Consider the following 18,121-nt stretch of genomic DNA (forward strand, 5'->3'; position numbering starts at 1 on the left):
ACGTAGTCAGGACCAAGATGTTTCGCTGTACAGTCCAGCAAGTCTTTCCAGCCTTCTGGACTGTCCGGGATTCCGGCGTCAGTGAGGAACCCTTCCCTCGCAAGGTGATCGGCCGCTACCTCCACGAAGGGCAAGAGCATCCCGGGTAGTTGACCCACCGTTTTCCTGTTCGGTGTTCGTACCAAGCGGATACGTTGGCGTACGTCATCGCGGACCGATTTGGTTGGCATTTCATTTGGTGAAAGCTCCCAATACGTTTGGCATGCGATGTGCCATGACTTTTCCGGAATAGCAGATAGTCGCTTCCGAAGTATCGGGTCCTGCAATACGGCCCGTGGTTGCGCAGTCAACGGACACGCTCCTTTCCTTTGTGCGGTCGCGATACCGAAACCGGTAGTCCCACTATTGCGGATACTTCGGCCGTTGTTGGGACAAAGGGTAGATTACTTCGTGCGGACCTCTGGTTGACACGCTATTTACCGAAACAGGGATGTTTGTCACGTTGGAAGTCGTCGGACTGGTAGGAACCATCATCCCGTACTTTGACTACAAAGACGGCCTCATGGTTCTTGTTTCCGCGCCACGCCGTGCTCGTTGATGGGGCGATCGCCAAACTGGGCGTCCCGATCAGATCCGCCGCAACTCAGCTCTCGTATTTCTCACCGAAAATCTACCTGAACCGACTAGTAGCCGACCTGCTCGGGTGGTATATCCACGCCGCCAGTCGGTGGGCCGACTATGTTCGCTGCGACTGGGCTGACTACCTCGATGTGCGAAGCAACTCACGAATCAAAGGCTACTAGTGTCCTGCGCTAGAAATTACACCAATTAGTTTATAATCTGTTTCATGTCGCATCGTGGACCTTCGGCTGTTGAAATCACGTTGTCCGTGGCTGAACGTGCCGAGCTGACGCGCAGGGTCGAATCGGGTGGCCGGCGGCAGGCGGAGCGGGCGCGCATCGTGTTGGCCTGCGCCGAAGGTGCGTCGAACGCGGGTGTTGCACGCGAACTCGATCTCACGGTAGCGACATGGCGGCGAAAGTTCGCCGCCGAGCGGCTCGAGGGACTGGCCGATGCCGGGCGAAGTGGGCGCCCGAAGGCGGAATTGGTGTTGAGCGAGGACGAACGAACGCAGCTGACGTCGTGGGCGAGGAGAGCGAAAACCGCTCAGTACCTTGCGATGCGGGCAACGATCGTACTGCGCTGCGCCGAAGGCGGGACGAACAAGCAGGCGGCGGCCGATCTCGGTGTCGACGAGTCGACCGTGAACCGGTGGCGTCAGCGTTTCATTACACACCGGCTCGACGGGTTGGTCGACGAGCCCCGGTCAGGCCGGCCGCCGTCGATCCTGCTCGATCAGGTCGAGGACGTGATCATCGCGACCTTGGAGTCGACGCCCAGCAAGGACACCCACTGGTCCCGGACGTCGATGGCTGCGCACACCGGACTGTCCAAATCAACGATCGGGCGGATCTGGCGCAAGTTCGATCTCAAACCGCACCTGCAGGACTCGTTCAAGCTGTCCACCGACCCGCTGTTCGTCGAGAAAGTGGTCGATGTTGTTGGCTTGTACCACAATCCACCTGAGAAGGCGATCGTGCTCTGCGTCGATGAGAAGTCTCAGATCCAAGCCCTCGACAGGTCACAACCGATCCTGCCGATCGTGCCCGGCACTCCCGAACGGCGCACCCACGATTATCTTCGTCACGGTATTACCAGCCTCTTCGCGGCATTCAACATCGCCGACGGCACCGTCATTTCCGCACTGCACCGTAGGCATCGAGCCGTCGAGTTCCGCAAGTTCCTGATCACCATCGACAAAGCCGTACCCCGTGACCTCGACGTGCACCTGGTGTGCGACAACTACGCCACCCACAACACCGCCGAGATCAAGGCATGGTTGGCCAGGCATCCCCGCTTCCATATTCACTTCACCCCAACAGGTTCGAGTTGGATGAATCAAGTCGAACGCTGGTTCGGACTGCTCACCGACAAGCTCATCCGCCGCGGTGTCCATACCTCGGTCAAAGCCCTCGAAGGCGAGATCACCGAGTGGATCGATACCTGGAACGACAATCCGCGTCCTTTCCGCTGGACCAAGACTGCTGACGAGATCCTCAGATCCCTCGCCGACTACCTCGCCAAGTTCAACCCAACCACGACGAAAACAATCAATAACTAACATGCTTAATTTCTAACGCAGTACACTAGTGTCCTGCGCTAGAAATTCACTGTATAAATTGTTACGATACGAGGGTGGTGCGCGTTGAGCGTTCCGAGCCTGAGTTCGTGCTGACTGAGAGTGGACGGTTTCAACTGCTCACGTGGTCGCAGGGGTCGTCTCGGATGGTGGTTTGGGGCTCGAATCATTCTGGCGTGCAGTGAGCCTGGTGTGGTGTACGACGATGTTGTATCCGAGGTGGGTGTCTCGCGGATGACAGTGAATGCGTGGCGGCGGCGGTTCACGCAGGACCGATTGGCCGGGTTGACCGACAAACCCCGGCCTGGCCGCCCGAAAACCGGACTCGAACTCTCCGATGGAGAACGCGAACAGTTGACGCAGTGGTCGCGGCGGGCCAAAACATCGCAAGTATTGGCGCTGCGGGCGAAGATCGTGTTTGGCGTGCGCGCAGCCGGGCGCGTCGAACAAGCAGGTCGCCGACGACCTGCGGGTCACCCCGAGCACCGTCACCAAGTGGCGTTCTCGGTTCATCGACAAACGCCTCGAAGGTTTGACCGACGAACCACGGCCCGGCCGCCCGCCGTCGATCCTGCTCGACCGGGTCGAAGACGTCATCACCAGCACTCTCGAACAATCACCGCCCCAGGCGACGCACTGGTCACGAACGTCGATGGCGGAGAAGACCGGGCTCTCGACATCGACGATCGGACGGATCTGGCGCAAGTTCGAGCTGAAACCGCACCTCACCGACGGTTTCACACTCTCCACGCACCCGCAGTTCGTCGACAAAGTCGTCGATGTCGTTGGCCTGTACCACAATCCGCCCGAGCATGCGGTCGTGCCGTGTGTGGACGAGAAATCCGGAATGCAAGCTCTCGATCGGTCCCAACCGGTGCTGCTGATGATGGCCGGTATGCCTGAGCGGCGCAGCCACGACTGAAGTCCGTTCCGATGTCATGAGCTTGGGGGGTACCTCCCTGCACGTAGTGCTCGGGGGAGTCGCAGCGTTCGATATCGCCGACGGTACTGTCATTTCCGCACTGCACCGCCGGCATCGGGCCGTCGAATTCAAGCAGTTTCTGGTCGCGATCGACAAAATGGTCCCGACCGAACTCGATGTGCAGTTGGTCTGTGACAATCTCGCGACCCACAAAACCGTCACCGTACGGGACTGGTTGGCGAAACATCCACGGTTCCATATTCATTTCTCCCCCGCGAGCGGGAGGGACCCCTACCCGACCGGGTCCTCGTGGATCAATCAGGTCGAGCGGTGGTTCGGGTATCTCACCGATCAACTGCTCCGCCGTGGAGTGCACACCTCCGTCGCGTCACTGGAGAAGGACGTGCGGGAATGGATCGCCGATTGGAACGAGAATCCGAAACCCTTTGCCTGGACCAAAACTGCGGACGAAATCCTCAATTCACTCGCAAAATATATTGAACGAATCTCAGGTGTAGGACACGAGCGGGCTGTGCGTATGGACCTGCACTGATCAACTGGCGCTACCAAATGTCAACTGGCGTTACTGAATGCCAGCCAGAATCGTGCCCTGAGTTGATGGCGAATGCGTTCGTCGAGGTCGTCTACTTGCATTGCGTCGGAGGCGTCACGCAGAAGTGCGCGGTCGATCTCCGGGGGGATCGATGGCCTGGCGAGTTCGAGGTCCGCAAGCTCTTCGTGAGTGGTGCTATTTCGGAAAGACTCGAGAACGCTCGCAACGACTTTCTCGATGACGGAGTCCGGGGGCACTTCACCATCGATGAAGTGGGGGGCGATCCATGCTTGTTGGCCTGTGGATCCGCTGTAGGCAGGCACAGCTTTGGTGGGTTGGATGGTTTTGCGATGCGCTGTGGCGCCGCGTCGGGTTCCTCGTGTGAGGTCCATCGGCGTAGGCCGGTGCTGCCGTTGCGGCGAATCAACGATTGACGCGCTGACCGCAGCCAGTTGCATTGGCCGGTCGAATTTCATTACCGCACCATCGACGATCTCGCCTTCGATGGTGGCGATTTCGTCGGCGGCTCGCACGAGGTGCCGGCTCACTCCGTGCGGGGTTCCGCTGGTGGTCGGTACTGCGAGGAGCACGACCTGCACTCCATGTACCTGTGCTTCTTCGACAGCTTCGGTCAGGTCGTCATCTCCTGAAACAAGAAAAAACACATCCGAAGCATTGTTTCGTGCGTGGGTAACGAGGTCCAGGCCGATGCGTAGGTCAACTCCTTTCTGCTCACCGTTGACGCCGAATCGACCTAACCGGAGTTTGACCTTCGACAGTTCGCCGATTCGTTCTTGTCTCGCGTCAGGTACTCCGTGTCGAGCTGAGTCGTACCAGTGCACTCTCAGCACTGGTAGGCCAGAACTGCTTTCAGCTTCGCAGATCAGCGATGCGATGAGTGAGGCGTAGTCGACGTGTATGCCGCTTCGCAGGGAGGTGCCCGTAACGCGGGTAGCGGCTGATGCCAGTAGATAACCGGTATCTACGTAGATGGAGCAGGTTGAACGCATGGTCGACATCGACTCCTTTTTCATCAGGCTGCCGCCGGGCGGCAGCCTGATCCGTTGTCGGATCGGGCTGCTTCAGGGTGCACTGGGTACGTGTCGCGGGGAAGGCCCAGCCGGACCTGTCATGCTCAAGGGCAGGGTTGCGACGGCGCCCACTCCAAACGAGTTTTCAATTCGGTTACCGCAGCTTCCGCGAGTACCCGGGTGACGGCCGATACGAACCACATTGCGTGTGATCCGTTTTACGACATTGCTGAATTCGTCGACGATTTTCGAGTACCCACCGCCTATCCCTGGGGAAGGCGAATAGCCGCAGTGCCCGAGCATCGATACATCAACCGCGCAGAATCGACCATGACTGCGCCGACAGCCAACGTGGCATCCGATTCGCGGCTGACACATGATGGCCCCAGAGTACGTCACACGGGCCCTCGATTATCGGTAATATGTATCACTCGGAGCTTAGGTCGAAATGGTCTCACCCATACATAAGTGCCAAGCCCGGCTGGTCCTGTGCACGCAGCATCTTGACGAATTGGATCTCAAGTTGAGATCCACATGGATATCAACGTATATCCCAAAGACAAGCGCGTGTAGCTCAGAGACTCATACGCGGAGAGGCCGGACCGTGATCACTACCGATTACTCCAACCTTGATCCGGATGGAAAACTTGTCGACTACGAAAGTTGGCTACAACGGCCGCAGGCGCCCGCAGTTCCCCATGCGCAGCAACCTATATACCCCGGCACGACGCCCGACCCCAGTCCGCCGGGCTCCCCGGAGCCACCTTCACCTCGACGACGGGGAGTATTCCTACGTTGGGCGAAACGGATTGCGGTGACGTCCTTTGCGTTATTCCTTCTCGTCGAGTCGATTGCGGTGGGCCTGATTTTCTTCATGCCACCGTCGACCATGTTCATGGCTACCGACGAGGCGTCTGGGCCGACGGTGCAGCAGAATGTCTCCATCGACCACATCAGCCGGTACATCATCTCCGCCGTGATCGTGCACGAGGATGGCGAGCTGGGCACCCGCCTCGCCCCCTTCGACTACGGGGAATTCGTGGATCGGATCGCAGCTCGGCTCGATGGCGAGAAAGATCCTGCGGGGTCGTCCATTCCTCAGCAGGTCACGAAGAATATCTTTTTTAATCGTTCGCAGAACAGTGTAAAAAAGGGCATCGAAGCGTTGTTTGCGCTGCCGTTCGGCTACACTATTTCCGACGAACGAATGATGGAGATCTATCTGAACATTGCCCAGTTCGGACCGAATCTCTACGGTGTCTGCGCTGCTACCTGGTACTACTTCGATGTTCCGCCGTGGAACGTCAGTTCGGTCCAAGCTGCGCAGCTGGCCGGCTTGCTTCCTCTAGGCGAGGACGTTCGCCGCGCACATGACGGTGGAATCGATCTCAGCGAAGACGCCTTCTGGCTGGTTCCGGTATCGGTGAACCGAGCTGCCGGGTGGTTTATACCGCAGATCGAGTCGGAGATGGGCGGTTGGGAAGGAGTCGCAGCGACGATCGGTATCGCCGAGCCTGCCTCCGCTTTCGAAGATACTCTCGACCAGCCTGATGCTTGCTCGACAATGCCGCAAGCCGTCAGAGACCGACTCGATTCGGAAGGCGTAGCGCCGAACTAGGTGTTGTGGGTATGGACGTTGCTGACGCGGGACTGAAGTAGACGGGCTGGTCCTCGGCGTAAGAATGGGAGTTGCGACACAACCGTTCTCGACCAAAAAGGACCAGCCCTGTGACACACCGTAATGCCCCACTTACTGTTGAAGGAAGACGCCGCCTGATCGAGCGATGCCGAACTCGTCCGATTGCCCACGTCGCCGCCGAAATGGGTATCTCCCGACAATGCGCCTGAAAAGTGGGTCAACCGGCATCGTCAATACGGTGACCTGGGCATTCAGGACCAATCCAGCACGCCACACCATCACCCGACTGCCACAGCAACGGAGATCGTGGCCGAGATCGAAGCGATGCGACGGACCCGGAAATGGTCTTCCCTCCCGCATCACGTTCGAGCTGCGTACCGACGGCATCGTGATTGCTCGCCGGACGGTCACGAAAATCCTGCGGAACCTGGGATTGCACCGTCGCCGGTTCATCGACCCGAACGGCGAAACCTACCGAAAACCACAGGTCATCGCCACGAAACGGCCAGGTCAGATGGTGCACGTCGACATCAAGAAAGTCGGGAAGATCCCCGACGGTGGCGGGTGGCGAGTTCATGGGCGAGGCTCCGAGCAGGCCAAACGATCCCAACGGCGCAAGGCGCGATCGAAGCAACCTCGGATCGGCTACACCTACTTGCACTCCGCGATCGACGGAAACACCCGTTTGGCATACACGGGGGCACGCGACGACGAAACCGCCGCAACGGCCATCGATTTCATGCACCACGCCCGACTCTTCTTCGCTGTACACGGCATCACCCGTATCGAACGCGTGATCACCGACAACGGATCATGCTATCGGGCAGCAGATTTCACATCTTCATTGCGAGAAGCTCGGCACTACCGCATCAAGCCGTACACACCGAAACACAACGGGAAAGTGGAACGCTACAACCGCATCCTTGCCGAAGAACTGCTCTACTCACGCGAGTACACCAGCGAAGCCGAGCGACGCACCGCCGTCGAGGTGTGGAATGTTCACTATAATTATCATCGACCGCATTCAACACGCGGAGGACGACCGCCCGCCGCTTACCGCCGGCACCGCGTAACTAACGTCCGTGCCTCGTACAGCTAGTGTGGCGAACAATCCAGGTTCCGATAAGGAAGTTCGACTCAGTATGAGCGAAATATGCTCTGCTGGTGGAGAAATACGATTTCAAGAATGTCCCAAGAATTGTCTTCTACGCAGCTTCGACCATGAGTCGAACGAGCTGCGCTCGATTGTTTATTCCGAGTTTCCGGTAAATGTGCGTGAGATGGATATCGACGGTTCGTGGACTCAGGTGAAGTAGGTCGGCTATTGCCCTGGTGCGCATTCCGGTCGCCGTGATCTGGGCAATTTCCGCTTCGCGCTTCGTCAGCGATGCGAGGGCGGATGTGTCGACGCTCTCGCGCGAGATCGGTACGACCTTGCGCCGGGTTGACTCGGTGTTCTCGTAAACGACCGACTTCCCGGCCTGATGCGCGAGTTCTCGGGCCGCTCGCAGTTCCTGCGTACCGCCACCGCCGTGGCCGGCGGCCACGGCGAGCGCACCCGCTTCGTTGAGCGCTCGTATCTGCGGTCCACGCATGCCCAGTGCCGCAAAGGATTGCGCGCCCTGGCGATACAGTTCGGCAGCTTCCCGGTACCGCTCCTGCATGCGTGCGAGATGCGCTGCGGCGAACACGGCGTAGGCGTGAGCATGGCCGGCCGCTCCGGAGCCTGCAGCCGCGTCCTGGGCTCGTTGCACCCAATCGGCCGTCGCGGAGTCGCCCCGGTCGGCGTCGACGTCGGCCAGTGTCTCGTAGCACCAGGGCCTCATGGACGGTGAGATGAACGACAATTCGGGTCCGCCACCGGTCGCGAGAATCACTGCAGCACAACGATCTGCATCACCGTGCATCTTCAAGGCGGAGGCCAGTTGCAGGGCGGCGTTCGTTCCGAACCACCACCCGCCCAATTTCGGGGCCCCCATGGCCTTCTCCGCAGACTGCACCGACACGGAACTGCCGTCGGCGCGATCGCTCCACGAAAGATAGGAGTATTCGAGCACTTCGGCTACCTCGGCGACGCGGCCGGCGCCGAGGGCCCTGGCCGCATCCTTCGCGGCCGTGGCGGTCCGCTCGGCTGTGTCGACGAGTGCCTTGCAGTGATAGGCCGTGCTGAGTCCGATGAGCAGGACTGGAGTCATGCACGTCAGCCCCTGGGTCTGCAGGATCGACAGCTGACGTTCGAAATGCGCTATGGCCAAATCGAATTTTGCGGTCATGATTTCGGACCACCCGAGAATCGTCAGATAGTCCGGGTACTCCGCCAGCTCGTCGTCCGTGGACAGGATCGCGAGCTCGGTCCCGCGGCGGGTGTTGTCGACGGCCGTCGTGAAGTCACCGTGGTAGGCGGCCGAGAGCGCGGAGAGCCCGACCATCGCCAGTTCGTCGACATTGGTCATCGACCATTCGTCGTCGGCACCGGTTCCGGCCAGGTCATCGATCAGGTCGAGGCCGGGCAGCTCGCCGTCGAACATCCCGATGATCGCGAGCCGTGCGATCATCCGGATCTTGTCGCCGGGTCGATGCCTGCTCGGCCTGTTGATCTCGACCTGCAGGTCGGTCGTGGCGGCGACATCTTCCTCGAGGAAACATTTGACGAGCGCCAGATCCGTGACAATCTGAGGCCGCCTGCGATCGGTGGCGACGCCCCGTTGCACGGTGAGGAGACGGGCCGCGCCGGTGAGATCCCCCTGTGTGACAAGTGCTCTCGCCAACAACAGATTCTGGTGGACGGACTGGTCACCCGGAACGGCGACGTCGGCTGCGATGCGCAACCACCTGATGGCCTCATCGGGACGCTCGCCGATCACCTGCTGGGCCGCGTCGTTGAACGTCTCCAGACCGGAGGTGCATCGGCTGGCGGCGATCTCCAGATGACGGGCGAGGGTCGGTGCCTCGGCAGATCCGGACAGGACGACCGAGGCGCTTCGATGCAGCTTCCTCCGGTGGGTCGGCCGGACCTGTCGGTAGATCGCGGTGCGCACAACGTCGTGACGGAACCGGAACACGGTCGGCTCCGGCGTCGGCCGGATGAGATCGTGGTCCAGCAGTTCGTCTTGCGCCGGCGTGATCTCGATGCGCTGTTCGAGGATCGCAGCAGCCGAGGTGATCGAGAAGGTGCTCCCTAGGATCGAGGCAGCTCGCAGGAGTGCGGCGGCGGGGGCCGTCAACGCCGATGTCTCGCCGGCGACGAGATCGTCGAAGTGAGACGAGGGAGCGAGGTCGACCACCGGGTTCTCCCGGATCGACGATGCCAGGAGCAGAAGGTATTGCGGGATTCCCTCGCCTGCCGCGTGCAGCGTTGTCAGCTCGCATCCGGTGAGGCCGGTCAACGCAGCCGACTGCTGAACTGTCAAAGAAGGCAGAGGCATCCGCAAGGTGCTCCCTGATTCGCATCCCTTTGCCAGCGCAGAGCGGAGCATCGCGCCTGCCTGGCGTGGGCGATAGCAGAGGACGATGAGCAGCGGCCCGTCGAGGGGGTGCCGGGTCAGATATTCGACGAGCTCGATACTGTCATGGTCCGCGTGGTGGAAGTCGTCGAGGACCACGAGGGTGGTCGTCGAACTCAGCTCGTTCAGTGAGCGGTAGAGCTCGGACACCGGTGACCGGATTTGCCCGGGTCCGACGGTGCCGAGAAGCGGCGACAGAGGCGATTGCTGATCGTGTGCTGCACTGCGCCCGTGTACGACCCGGATCCCGGATTCCCTTGCTTGCCAGCACATTTCGACGACCAGTCGGGTCTTCCCGGAACCCGGGTCGCCGGCGAGCGCAATCAGCCCACCAGTACCCGTCGCGAGCTGATCGAGGGCATCCGTGAGCTTGGCGGCTTCGGACGTACGAACCGGGATGGTGCCGTTTGAGGTGAGGCGCGCAGAGTCCACCCCATGAGCTTCCCCTCCCGCCGGTCAGCGCTCAAGGTTACGGCAAGCGCTGATTTTAACGAATGGCCTCCTGCACTGTCGCCGACGACGTCCGAGCCCGGCTCGGCGGTGCGGCCAGGCCCGGACGTCCGACAGTTCTCAGATGTCGACGAATTGGAGACTGAAGTCGGTCAACTTGTTGCCCCGCACGCGAGCCGCCGGTAGCGCATCCCCTATCTGCCGTACCTCGTCGGCAGTGAGGGTAATCGAGGCGGCGATGAGGTTCTCGTCGAGGTGATCGACCCGTCGGGTACCGGGAATCGGGATCACATCCTCGCCCTGGTGCAACAGCCACGCCAACGCGAGCTGACCCGGGGTGACGCCTTGGCTTTGGGCGAGTTGTTCGAAGGACGCCAGCAATGACAGGTTGAAATCGAAGTTCTCCTCGCTCAGTCGCGGCTGGGCGAGATAGCGAAAGTCGTTCTCGTCGAAGACGTCGCGGGAGCGATAACGTCCGGTGAGGAAGCCGCGACCCAACGGTGCGTTGGGGATGATGGTGATCCCCAGTTCGCGTGCGGTCGGTGCGATCTCGGCTTCGATCTCTCTCGACCAGACCGACCACTCGGTCTGCAGTGCCGTGATCGGGTGGACGGCGTGAGCCCGCCGTATCGTGGCCGGGGCAGCCTCGGAGAGACCGATGTACCGGATGTCGCCGGCCTTGACCAGCTCGGCCAGGGCGCCAACAGTTTCCTCGATCGGTGTGTTCACGTCGACGCGCGCCTGATAGTAGATGTCGATGTGGTCGGTCCCGAGCCGCTCCAGTGAGGCGTGAACCGCCTCCTTGATGTAGGCCGCATCACCGCGGACTTCCTGGCCGATACCGTTGTCAGCCCGTCGAACACCGAATTTGGTTGCGATCTGGACTTTCTCGCGGTGCGGGGCCAGAGCGCGTCCGAGTAGTCGCTCGTTCTCGCCGTGACCGTACACATCGCTGGTGTCGAAGAGGGTCACGCCCGATTCGACGGCCCGCCGGATGGTCGCGATCGATTGCGACTCATCGGTAGGGCCATAGAACTCACTCATTCCCAATCCGCCGAGGCCCAGGGCTGCAACACGATCCGTTCCCAGATGGCGCACAGGTATTTCGGTCATCTCGTACTCCGTGTGGTCTTGTAGGGTTTGTCGGAAATCAGCGTGCACAGGCGTTCTAAGGGCGGGCTTGAGCCGGCCCCGCCCCGCGAGGCGAGCCGGCCCGGCAGCGTGATGCGCCTACTGCGCCCCGACGGCGTCCTGTGAACTCTTCTCCCGGGTGAACCAGAAGCCGAGTGTCACAACGATGGCCAGGGCCGAGATTGCGGTCGACCACTCGAAGACGGACGATATCTGGGGGCCGTCGTCACCCGCCGTGTAAGGGATGAGGAGGACGGCGATGCCGAGTGATCCACCGAATGTCAGAGCGGTCTGCAGGATTCCGGCAGTGATGCCCGTGTCTTCCACGGCGGTGCTTCCCAGGATGATCATGTTGAACGGCACGATTGCCAGACCGACGCCCGCACCGAGCACGATCAGCCACGGGAACACGTCCGCCCAGTATTGACTGCCTCCGTCGAGACGGGTCAGCAGCGCCACCGCCAACGTCACGAGCACGAGTCCGATCAGTCCCCGCACCTTGAGGCTGATCGATCCAAGGAATCGGGGTGCGAACTGGGCGACGAAGAAGATCGCGACCGCAAACGGGAGGATCGCGAAACCTGTCGCCAACGGCGTGAAGCCCAGGCTCGCCGCGAGGTACTGCGGGATGAAGAACAGGAATGTCGTGAGGACGGCGGCGAGCAGCAACAGATTGATGAATCCTCCGACGCGTACCCGGGAAGCGAAGATACGGCCCGGCAGGAGCGGATCATCGACGCGGCTGTCCACCGCGACGAACGCCCCGAGAAGCATCAGTGCGGCCACCAGCGAGATCAGGGCCGGAGTGTCACTCCAGCCGTCGTGTGATGCGCGCACCAATCCGAAGACGCCCGCTGTCAGCGCGATCGTGATGAGTGCCGAACTGAGGACACCGAGCGATCGTTTCACCGGGGCAAAGTTCGGTGGATGGATCGTCTTGGCACCGATCACGAGGATGATGACGGCCAGCGGTGCATTGATCAGCAGACTCCAGCGCCATCCGCCGGCTTCGGTGACCAGTGCTCCGAGAATGAGACCGGATGCCGCACCGAGGCCGGTGACCGTCGAATACAGGCCGAACGCGCGTTGCTGCCTGGTGCCCTGGAACAGTGTCGCCAGGAGGGCGAGTCCGGCCGGGCCGGCGAGTGCGGCGCCCGCGCCTTGTCCGACGCGCCCGATGATCAGAGTCGCGAAGTTCGGCGCGAATCCGGCGACCAGTGATGCGACTGCGATCACCGACACTCCGAGTAGGAAGACTCGGCGATGCCCGAGGATGTCGCCGAGACGTCCTCCGAGAAGGAGGAATCCGCCGAAGGCGAGTAGGAAACCGTTCAGCACCCAGGAAGCTCCTGCCTCGGTGATACCGAGGTCGGTGCGGAGTTCAGGGAGTGCGACGTTGACGATCGTGCTGTCGAGTTGGAGCATGAACTCGGCGCTGACGATGGCGGCGAGAGCCAATCCTCCCGCCAGCGGTGCACCGATGTCCGACGACGAGGACGTCGCCTGATCGGGTTGGTCGAGGTCGGTGACATCTGGTTCGGGACGATCCACGTCCGTTGCGGTGGATCTGGCCTGGTCACTCAATGTGTTTCCTCCGGCTGATGGGGGGGCTTAAGGTGAGCCTGGTTCGAGTTACGCAGGGATGGTAAGTCGAGGTAGCCTCAGTTTGTCAACAGGAGAGGTTCAGATGAAGCGAGATCGGGCGTATGTGGCCCAGCGACCGAAGCGGGCGGACGGGCAACGAAACTACGATGCGGTGCTGTCGGCCGCGGCGAAGGCGTTCGCAGTCGAGGGGGCGGACGCGTCGTTGGCCGACATCGCCTCCGCGGCGGGAGTTGCGGTCGGCACCTTGTACGGTCACTTCCCGTCGAGGGAATGCCTGGTCGAGGCTGCTACCCGAGACGGACTCGATCGATTGGTCAGGCACGCCGACGACGTCTCGCAGGAGATGGATCCATACCCGGCGTTGGTCGACTGGATGAAGCGAACCGTGTTGCATTACAGCACTTTTCGCGGATTGGTCGGGATTCTGGCAAAAAGTATGTACGACGAGGGCACGCCGTCTCATCACTCGTGTCTGGCGATGCACGCCGCCGGCCACAAACTCCTGACCGCAGCCCATCGTGCGGGAACAGTGCGCGCGGACTGCACCGTCGACGAATTGTTTGACGTGCTGTCGGCGGTTGCCTGGCTACGCGAGACCGCTGATCACGACGTTGAGGGTCGATGTTCGCGCACCTTCGACATCATGCTGGCCGGGATGAGCGCCGGGGCGCCGAGAAGCGAATTAGAAGCACCGTGAGTTAAGCGGGACTTTAGGCCGACGATGCAACGTAACCGTCTGATGGTGATCAGAGCGAGGACGGAGTGCGAAACATGACGGAGTCGAAGCCGTGACATTGCAGACGGCCCCAGTGGGGTCGCGCGACCTCATCCTGAACGTCCACCCCGTGGGTGCCGGAAACCATCCCGGAGCGTGGCGTTGGCCCGGGGCCGACCCACGGGCCTTCGCGAAGCTAGACGGCTATCTGGAAGTCGCCAAGGTGTCCGAACGGGGCAAACTTGATGCCATCTTCCTCGCCGATGTGCCTGGACTTCATGCCCCACTGACCGACTACCCAATCGTCAATGGGCTCGAACCGACGATCATCCTGGCCGCCATCGCGGCCGTGACGGACCACATTGGTCTTGTTGCGTCGTTGTCCACGACCTCCAATGAGCCCTTCAACGTGGCAAGGCGGATACGCGCGCTCGACCTGGCCAGCAACGGGAGGGCGGGATGGAACGCGATCACCACTTCCAATCCGCTTGTGTCCATGAACTTCGCAGCGAACATACCCTCCTCGGAGGAGCGATATGCACGCGCCGACGAGTTCGTCGCTGTGGTGAAGGCGTTGTGGGACAGCTGGCATGCCGAAGCATTGGTTGCAGACGCTCGAGTCGGCTTCTACGCCGACATGAACGAAATCGTCCCGATACACCACCACGGAACTTTCTATGACGTCCGCGGTCCCATCACGTTGCCACCGTCTGAACAAGGGCATCCGGTCATTTTTCACGCAGGAGTATCAGATTCGTCCCGACGGCTCACCGCGCGAACCGGCGAGGCCATGTTCAGTGCAGTGCCCGACATCGATTCTGCTCTTGCGGAGAAAGCTGAAATCCGCCGGCTGAGTTCCGAGTTCGGGCGTGAGAAGAACGCCGTCCGCTACTGTCCGGGACTGATCACCAGTATCGGTAGTACGGAATCCGAAGCACTGCTCCGGCGCGAGCAACTCGACGAACTGGGCGATCTCGACGGTTCTGTCCGTGGACTGGCGGCTCTGCTCGGTGTGGATCCCGACGAACTCGAAGTGGACCGGCCGGCACCCGATTCGGTCAGGGACAGACTGGCCGTCGATCCTCGTCGCGGCCGCCGCGCTGTCGACCTGGTCCTGCGGGGACTCACGATCCGCGACGTGATTCGCCGAGGTGGTGCCAGTGGCCACATCACGGCGGTCGGAACCCCGGAGCAGATCGCGGATCTGATCGAAACATGGTATGTCGCAGGTGCTGTCGACGGCTTCACGGTGATGCCGGACGTGACGTTCGACGGGCTCCCGGCCTTCGTCGACTTCGTGGTGCCCTTGTTGCAACAACGCGGAATCTTCCGATCGGAGTACCGGGGGACCACGCTTCGAGATCATTACCGCCTCGGCGCCCCGGATGGCGCCGACCAGACTGCGCTCGTGAGGAGTAAGCGATGACCGTTCTGTCCTTCCTCGATCAGGGTCCGGTCTCCGCGGCGACCGGCCCGACACAGACCCTCTTCGAGACGGTTCGTCTGGCGCAGCTGGCCGAAGAACTCGGCTACGTTCGTTTTTGGGTGGCCGAACATCACGGTGTTCGGAACATGGCGATCTCGGCGCCGGAGATCATGATCGGCCACATCGCCGACCGGACCTCCACGATCCGAGTGGGTGCGGGTGGGATCATGCTCCCGAACCACACGCCTTTGCATGTGGCCGAACAGTTCCGGACACTCGAAGCCCTCCACCCGGGACGAATCGATCTGGGGATCGGACGGTCGACCGGAACCGGAGACGAGCAGACGAGAGCGGCGCTCCTGCGCCACCCGGACGGGATCGAACGGTTCGCGGATCACCTGGCCCAGCTCCTGGCTATCGGCGGTAAGCGAGACATCGACCCCACGGACCCGTACCGGTCGCTGATCGCGTCACCTGGTGATGCACCGCTGCCGGACGTCTTCGTTCTCGGATCCAGTGTCAACAGCGCGCGGTATGCCGGCGGCGCAGGACTCGGATACGCATTCTTCTGTGTGAACCAGCGGGGCGATCGTGCCATCGATGCGCTGCGAAGCTACCGCGAGAATTTTGTGCCGGCGTTTCCCGGCGCACGGCCGCGGGCCATCCTCGCGATCAGGGTATGGGTCGGTGATGACCAGGAGCACGCCGAGGCGTTGGCTGCGTCAGAGCGGCTCGCAGTCCTGGATTTCCTCGCCGGCGATCCGCGAGTTCTCGAGCCGATGGATGCGGCATTGCAACGAAATCTGACTTCCGAACAATTGGTGATAAGCGAAACTCTCGACACTACGTCGGATGTCGTCGGTGATGTCGAAACGGTCCGGCGACGGTTCGCGGACCTGCTCGACAGCACGGGTGCCGACGAGATCATCGCGATCTCCAACATCCACGACCCGGCGCAGCGACGGGGCTGTCTGCGCCGACTCGCCGAGGCCGCGACCGACCTCGTCGCGTCGGCCGCGAGCGCCTGACCCTTCCCAGTTCGTGTGCCTCCCAGGCAACCCTGACGTCCCCGATGGCGCTCGGTCGCCGGACCCTCTATTCCCTTGAAGGAGAAATCCATGCTTTCCCGTAGAGACTTTCTGATGCGGTCTGCCCTGTCGGCGATCGGCCTGGCGCTGGTCTCGGTCGGCCTACAGGCCTGCTCGACCGACTCCGACGGTGGTTCCGATGATGCACCGCCACGCCGCGGCGGGACATTGACCTTCGCGACCACCGCGGCACCGGACAGCTGGGACATCCATGTCTCCGTCTCGAGTCTGTCGGCCCTGGTTCTACGCAGTGTCTACGACTCATTGACCAACCTGCGGCAAGACGGGGTGGTCGAACCGTGGCTGGCCAAGTCGTGGACGGTGTCGCCGGACGGCAAACAGTACAGCTTCGAATTGCGTGATGATGTGACCTTCAGTGACGGAACACCATTCGATGCCAATGCAGTGAAAGCGAACTTCGACCACGTGGTGGCGCCCGCCACCAAATCGCGGTACGCCAAGACCCTGCTCGGCCCGTACGAGCGCACCGAGGTGACGGGACCGCACTCGGTGGTCGTCTATCTGCGGACACCCTATTCGCCGTTCCTCGGTGCGGTCAGCAGTACCTATCTGGGCTTCCATTCACCGCAGATCCTGCAGGACCCCGGTCGAATTATCCAGGGAGGGAGCAATATTGTCGGCACCGGGCCGTTCGTCTCCGCCTCGTTGACGCCCGGACAGAAGGCGGCCTTCGCTCGTCGACCCGGCTACGGTTGGGCCCCGGAGTCGGTGTCGAATCAAGGAGAGGCATATCTCGACGGGTTCGAAGTCCAGTTCCTCGCCGACGATGCCGCCCGGGTGGGGGCGCTGAGCTCACGCCAGCTGGACCTCGCCGATCAGATTCCGCCGACGCAGGTGGCCGGCCTTCGGGGGCAGCCCGACATCGAGATCACCGGTAAAGACAGCTTGGGTGCGCCGTTCACCTACTACCCGAATTCGAGTCGGGGACCATTCGCCGACCAGAAGGTGCGGCAGGCATTCCAATCCGCTGTGGACACCACGTCGATCACGGACGGACTCTTCCAGGGTGTCTACGGCTCCGGTTGGTCGGCCATCACGAGTTCCACTCCGGGATACGATGCTTCGGTCGAAGGGACGTGGGGCTTCTCGACTGACAAGGCCAAAAGACTGCTCGAGGAAGCCGGCTACACCACCGGCGGCGGTGCATTCCGGAGTCGAAATGGCGACCCGCTGACGGTGACACTGACCTACGCCTCGGAGTTCACCACCCAATCCCAGCTGGACTATCACACCGCAGTGAAAGAGGCCGTCAAGGCGGTGGGCTTCGATCTGCAACTGCGCCCACTCGACACCACCGGAATTGTTCAGGCATTCAGCACCGGGGACTACGATCTGGGCGCGGCGTCGGCGACGGGTACCGATGGGTCGGTACTGCGATCGCTGTTTCATTCCGAACAGCTACCAGCTGCCGGGGGTGGAAATGTAGCTCGCGTGAACGATCCGGAGCTCGACGGATGGCTGGATCAGGCCCTCGACACCCCGGACGGGACCGAGCGAAACAGCCTCTATGGCAAAGTGCAGCACAAGGTTCTCGAGCAGGCGTACATCCTTCCGACCTTTGTCATTCAACGCACTTTCGGTTCGCAGAAGCGTGTGAAGGGGCTTGCCCTGACCGTCCAGAACGAACCTGCTCTGGGTCGGGTATGGCTGACGTAGAGACCCTTTTCCGCCCGGCGTTCTTCGTGATCGGCAGGGTTGCTGCGGGTGTTTTCGTGGTCTGGGGCGCCGTCACTGCCGTGTTCTTCGTGAATGCCTTCGCCGGTGGCAACAACGCGGAGTCGATCATAGGTGCGGAGTCGGCCAATGTGCCGGGTCTACGGGAACAGGTGACCGAGCA

Annotated in this window: 10 protein-coding genes and 2 pseudogenes; 8 read left to right on the forward strand and 4 right to left on the reverse strand. The window is 61.5% G+C overall.

All coding sequences use genetic code 11. The annotated features are described in order from the left end of the window. Positions 1–1,066 precede the first annotated feature (1,066 nt). On the forward strand, positions 1,067–2,182 hold the full coding sequence (locus ABH922_RS27630; RefSeq protein ID WP_424810312.1) for an IS630 family transposase: 1,116 nt from the start codon (positions 1,067–1,069) through the stop codon (positions 2,180–2,182). Positions 2,183–2,485: 303 nt separating this feature from the next. Next, a pseudogene (locus ABH922_RS27635) lies at positions 2,486–3,675 on the forward strand (IS630 family transposase). A gap of 20 nt (positions 3,676–3,695) precedes the next feature. Here ABH922_RS27635 and ABH922_RS27640 read toward each other — a convergent pair. Beyond that, positions 3,696–4,685, reverse strand: a complete 990-nt coding sequence (locus ABH922_RS27640; protein WP_424810214.1) for an NYN domain-containing protein — start codon at positions 4,683–4,685, stop codon at positions 3,696–3,698. 532 nt (positions 4,686–5,217) lie between these two features. Between ABH922_RS27640 and ABH922_RS27645 the strand changes: the two genes are divergently transcribed. Further along, a complete protein-coding gene (locus ABH922_RS27645) occupies positions 5,218–6,324 on the forward strand; it encodes a transglycosylase domain-containing protein (RefSeq protein WP_424810215.1) in 1,107 nt (368 codons plus the stop codon). A gap of 110 nt (positions 6,325–6,434) precedes the next feature. Further along, positions 6,435–7,444 (forward strand): annotated as a pseudogene (locus ABH922_RS27650) (IS481 family transposase). A gap of 106 nt (positions 7,445–7,550) precedes the next feature. Here ABH922_RS27650 and ABH922_RS27655 read toward each other — a convergent pair. From ABH922_RS27655 to ABH922_RS27665, 3 genes are all read right to left on the reverse strand, one after another. Further along, on the reverse strand, positions 7,551–10,280 hold the full coding sequence (locus tag ABH922_RS27655; RefSeq protein ID WP_424810216.1) for a LuxR C-terminal-related transcriptional regulator: 2,730 nt from the start codon (positions 10,278–10,280) through the stop codon (positions 7,551–7,553). 138 nt (positions 10,281–10,418) lie between these two features. Continuing rightward, entirely contained in the window at positions 10,419–11,396 is a 978-nt protein-coding gene (locus ABH922_RS27660) for an aldo/keto reductase (protein ID WP_424810331.1), read from the reverse strand. 132 nt (positions 11,397–11,528) lie between these two features. Continuing rightward, positions 11,529–13,013: an MFS transporter gene (locus tag ABH922_RS27665; RefSeq protein WP_424810217.1), complete on the reverse strand. Its 1,485-nt coding sequence runs from the start codon at positions 13,011–13,013 to the stop codon at positions 11,529–11,531. A 103-nt stretch (positions 13,014–13,116) separates the two neighbouring features. Here ABH922_RS27665 and ABH922_RS27670 point away from each other — a divergent pair, with 103 nt between their 5' ends. The 4 genes from ABH922_RS27670 to ABH922_RS27685 all read left to right on the forward strand — a co-directional run bounded on the left by ABH922_RS27670 (position 13,117) and on the right by ABH922_RS27685 (position 17,940). Beyond that, positions 13,117–13,731, forward strand: coding sequence for a TetR/AcrR family transcriptional regulator (locus ABH922_RS27670; protein ID WP_424810218.1), 615 nt, complete (start codon positions 13,117–13,119; stop codon positions 13,729–13,731). Between the two features lie 91 nt (positions 13,732–13,822). Further along, positions 13,823–15,175 carry an NtaA/DmoA family FMN-dependent monooxygenase gene (locus ABH922_RS27675; RefSeq protein WP_424810219.1) on the forward strand — a complete coding sequence of 451 codons (1,353 nt, stop codon included), beginning with the start codon at positions 13,823–13,825 and terminating at the stop codon, positions 15,173–15,175. After that, positions 15,172–16,203: an LLM class flavin-dependent oxidoreductase gene (locus ABH922_RS27680; protein ID WP_424810220.1), complete on the forward strand. Its 1,032-nt coding sequence runs from the start codon at positions 15,172–15,174 to the stop codon at positions 16,201–16,203. Before ABH922_RS27675 ends, ABH922_RS27680 begins: the two co-directional genes overlap by 4 nt. Before the next feature lie 90 nt (positions 16,204–16,293). Continuing rightward, complete coding sequence (locus ABH922_RS27685; RefSeq protein ID WP_424810221.1) at positions 16,294–17,940, forward strand: ABC transporter substrate-binding protein; 1,647 nt, start codon at positions 16,294–16,296, stop codon at positions 17,938–17,940. The last annotated feature ends 181 nt before the right edge of the window (positions 17,941–18,121 follow it).

Origin of the sequence: Rhodococcus sp. 27YEA15 (genome assembly GCF_049739425.1) — a bacterium.
In the GTDB taxonomy this organism is placed as follows: Bacteria; Actinomycetota; Actinomycetes; order Mycobacteriales; family Mycobacteriaceae; genus Rhodococcus_F.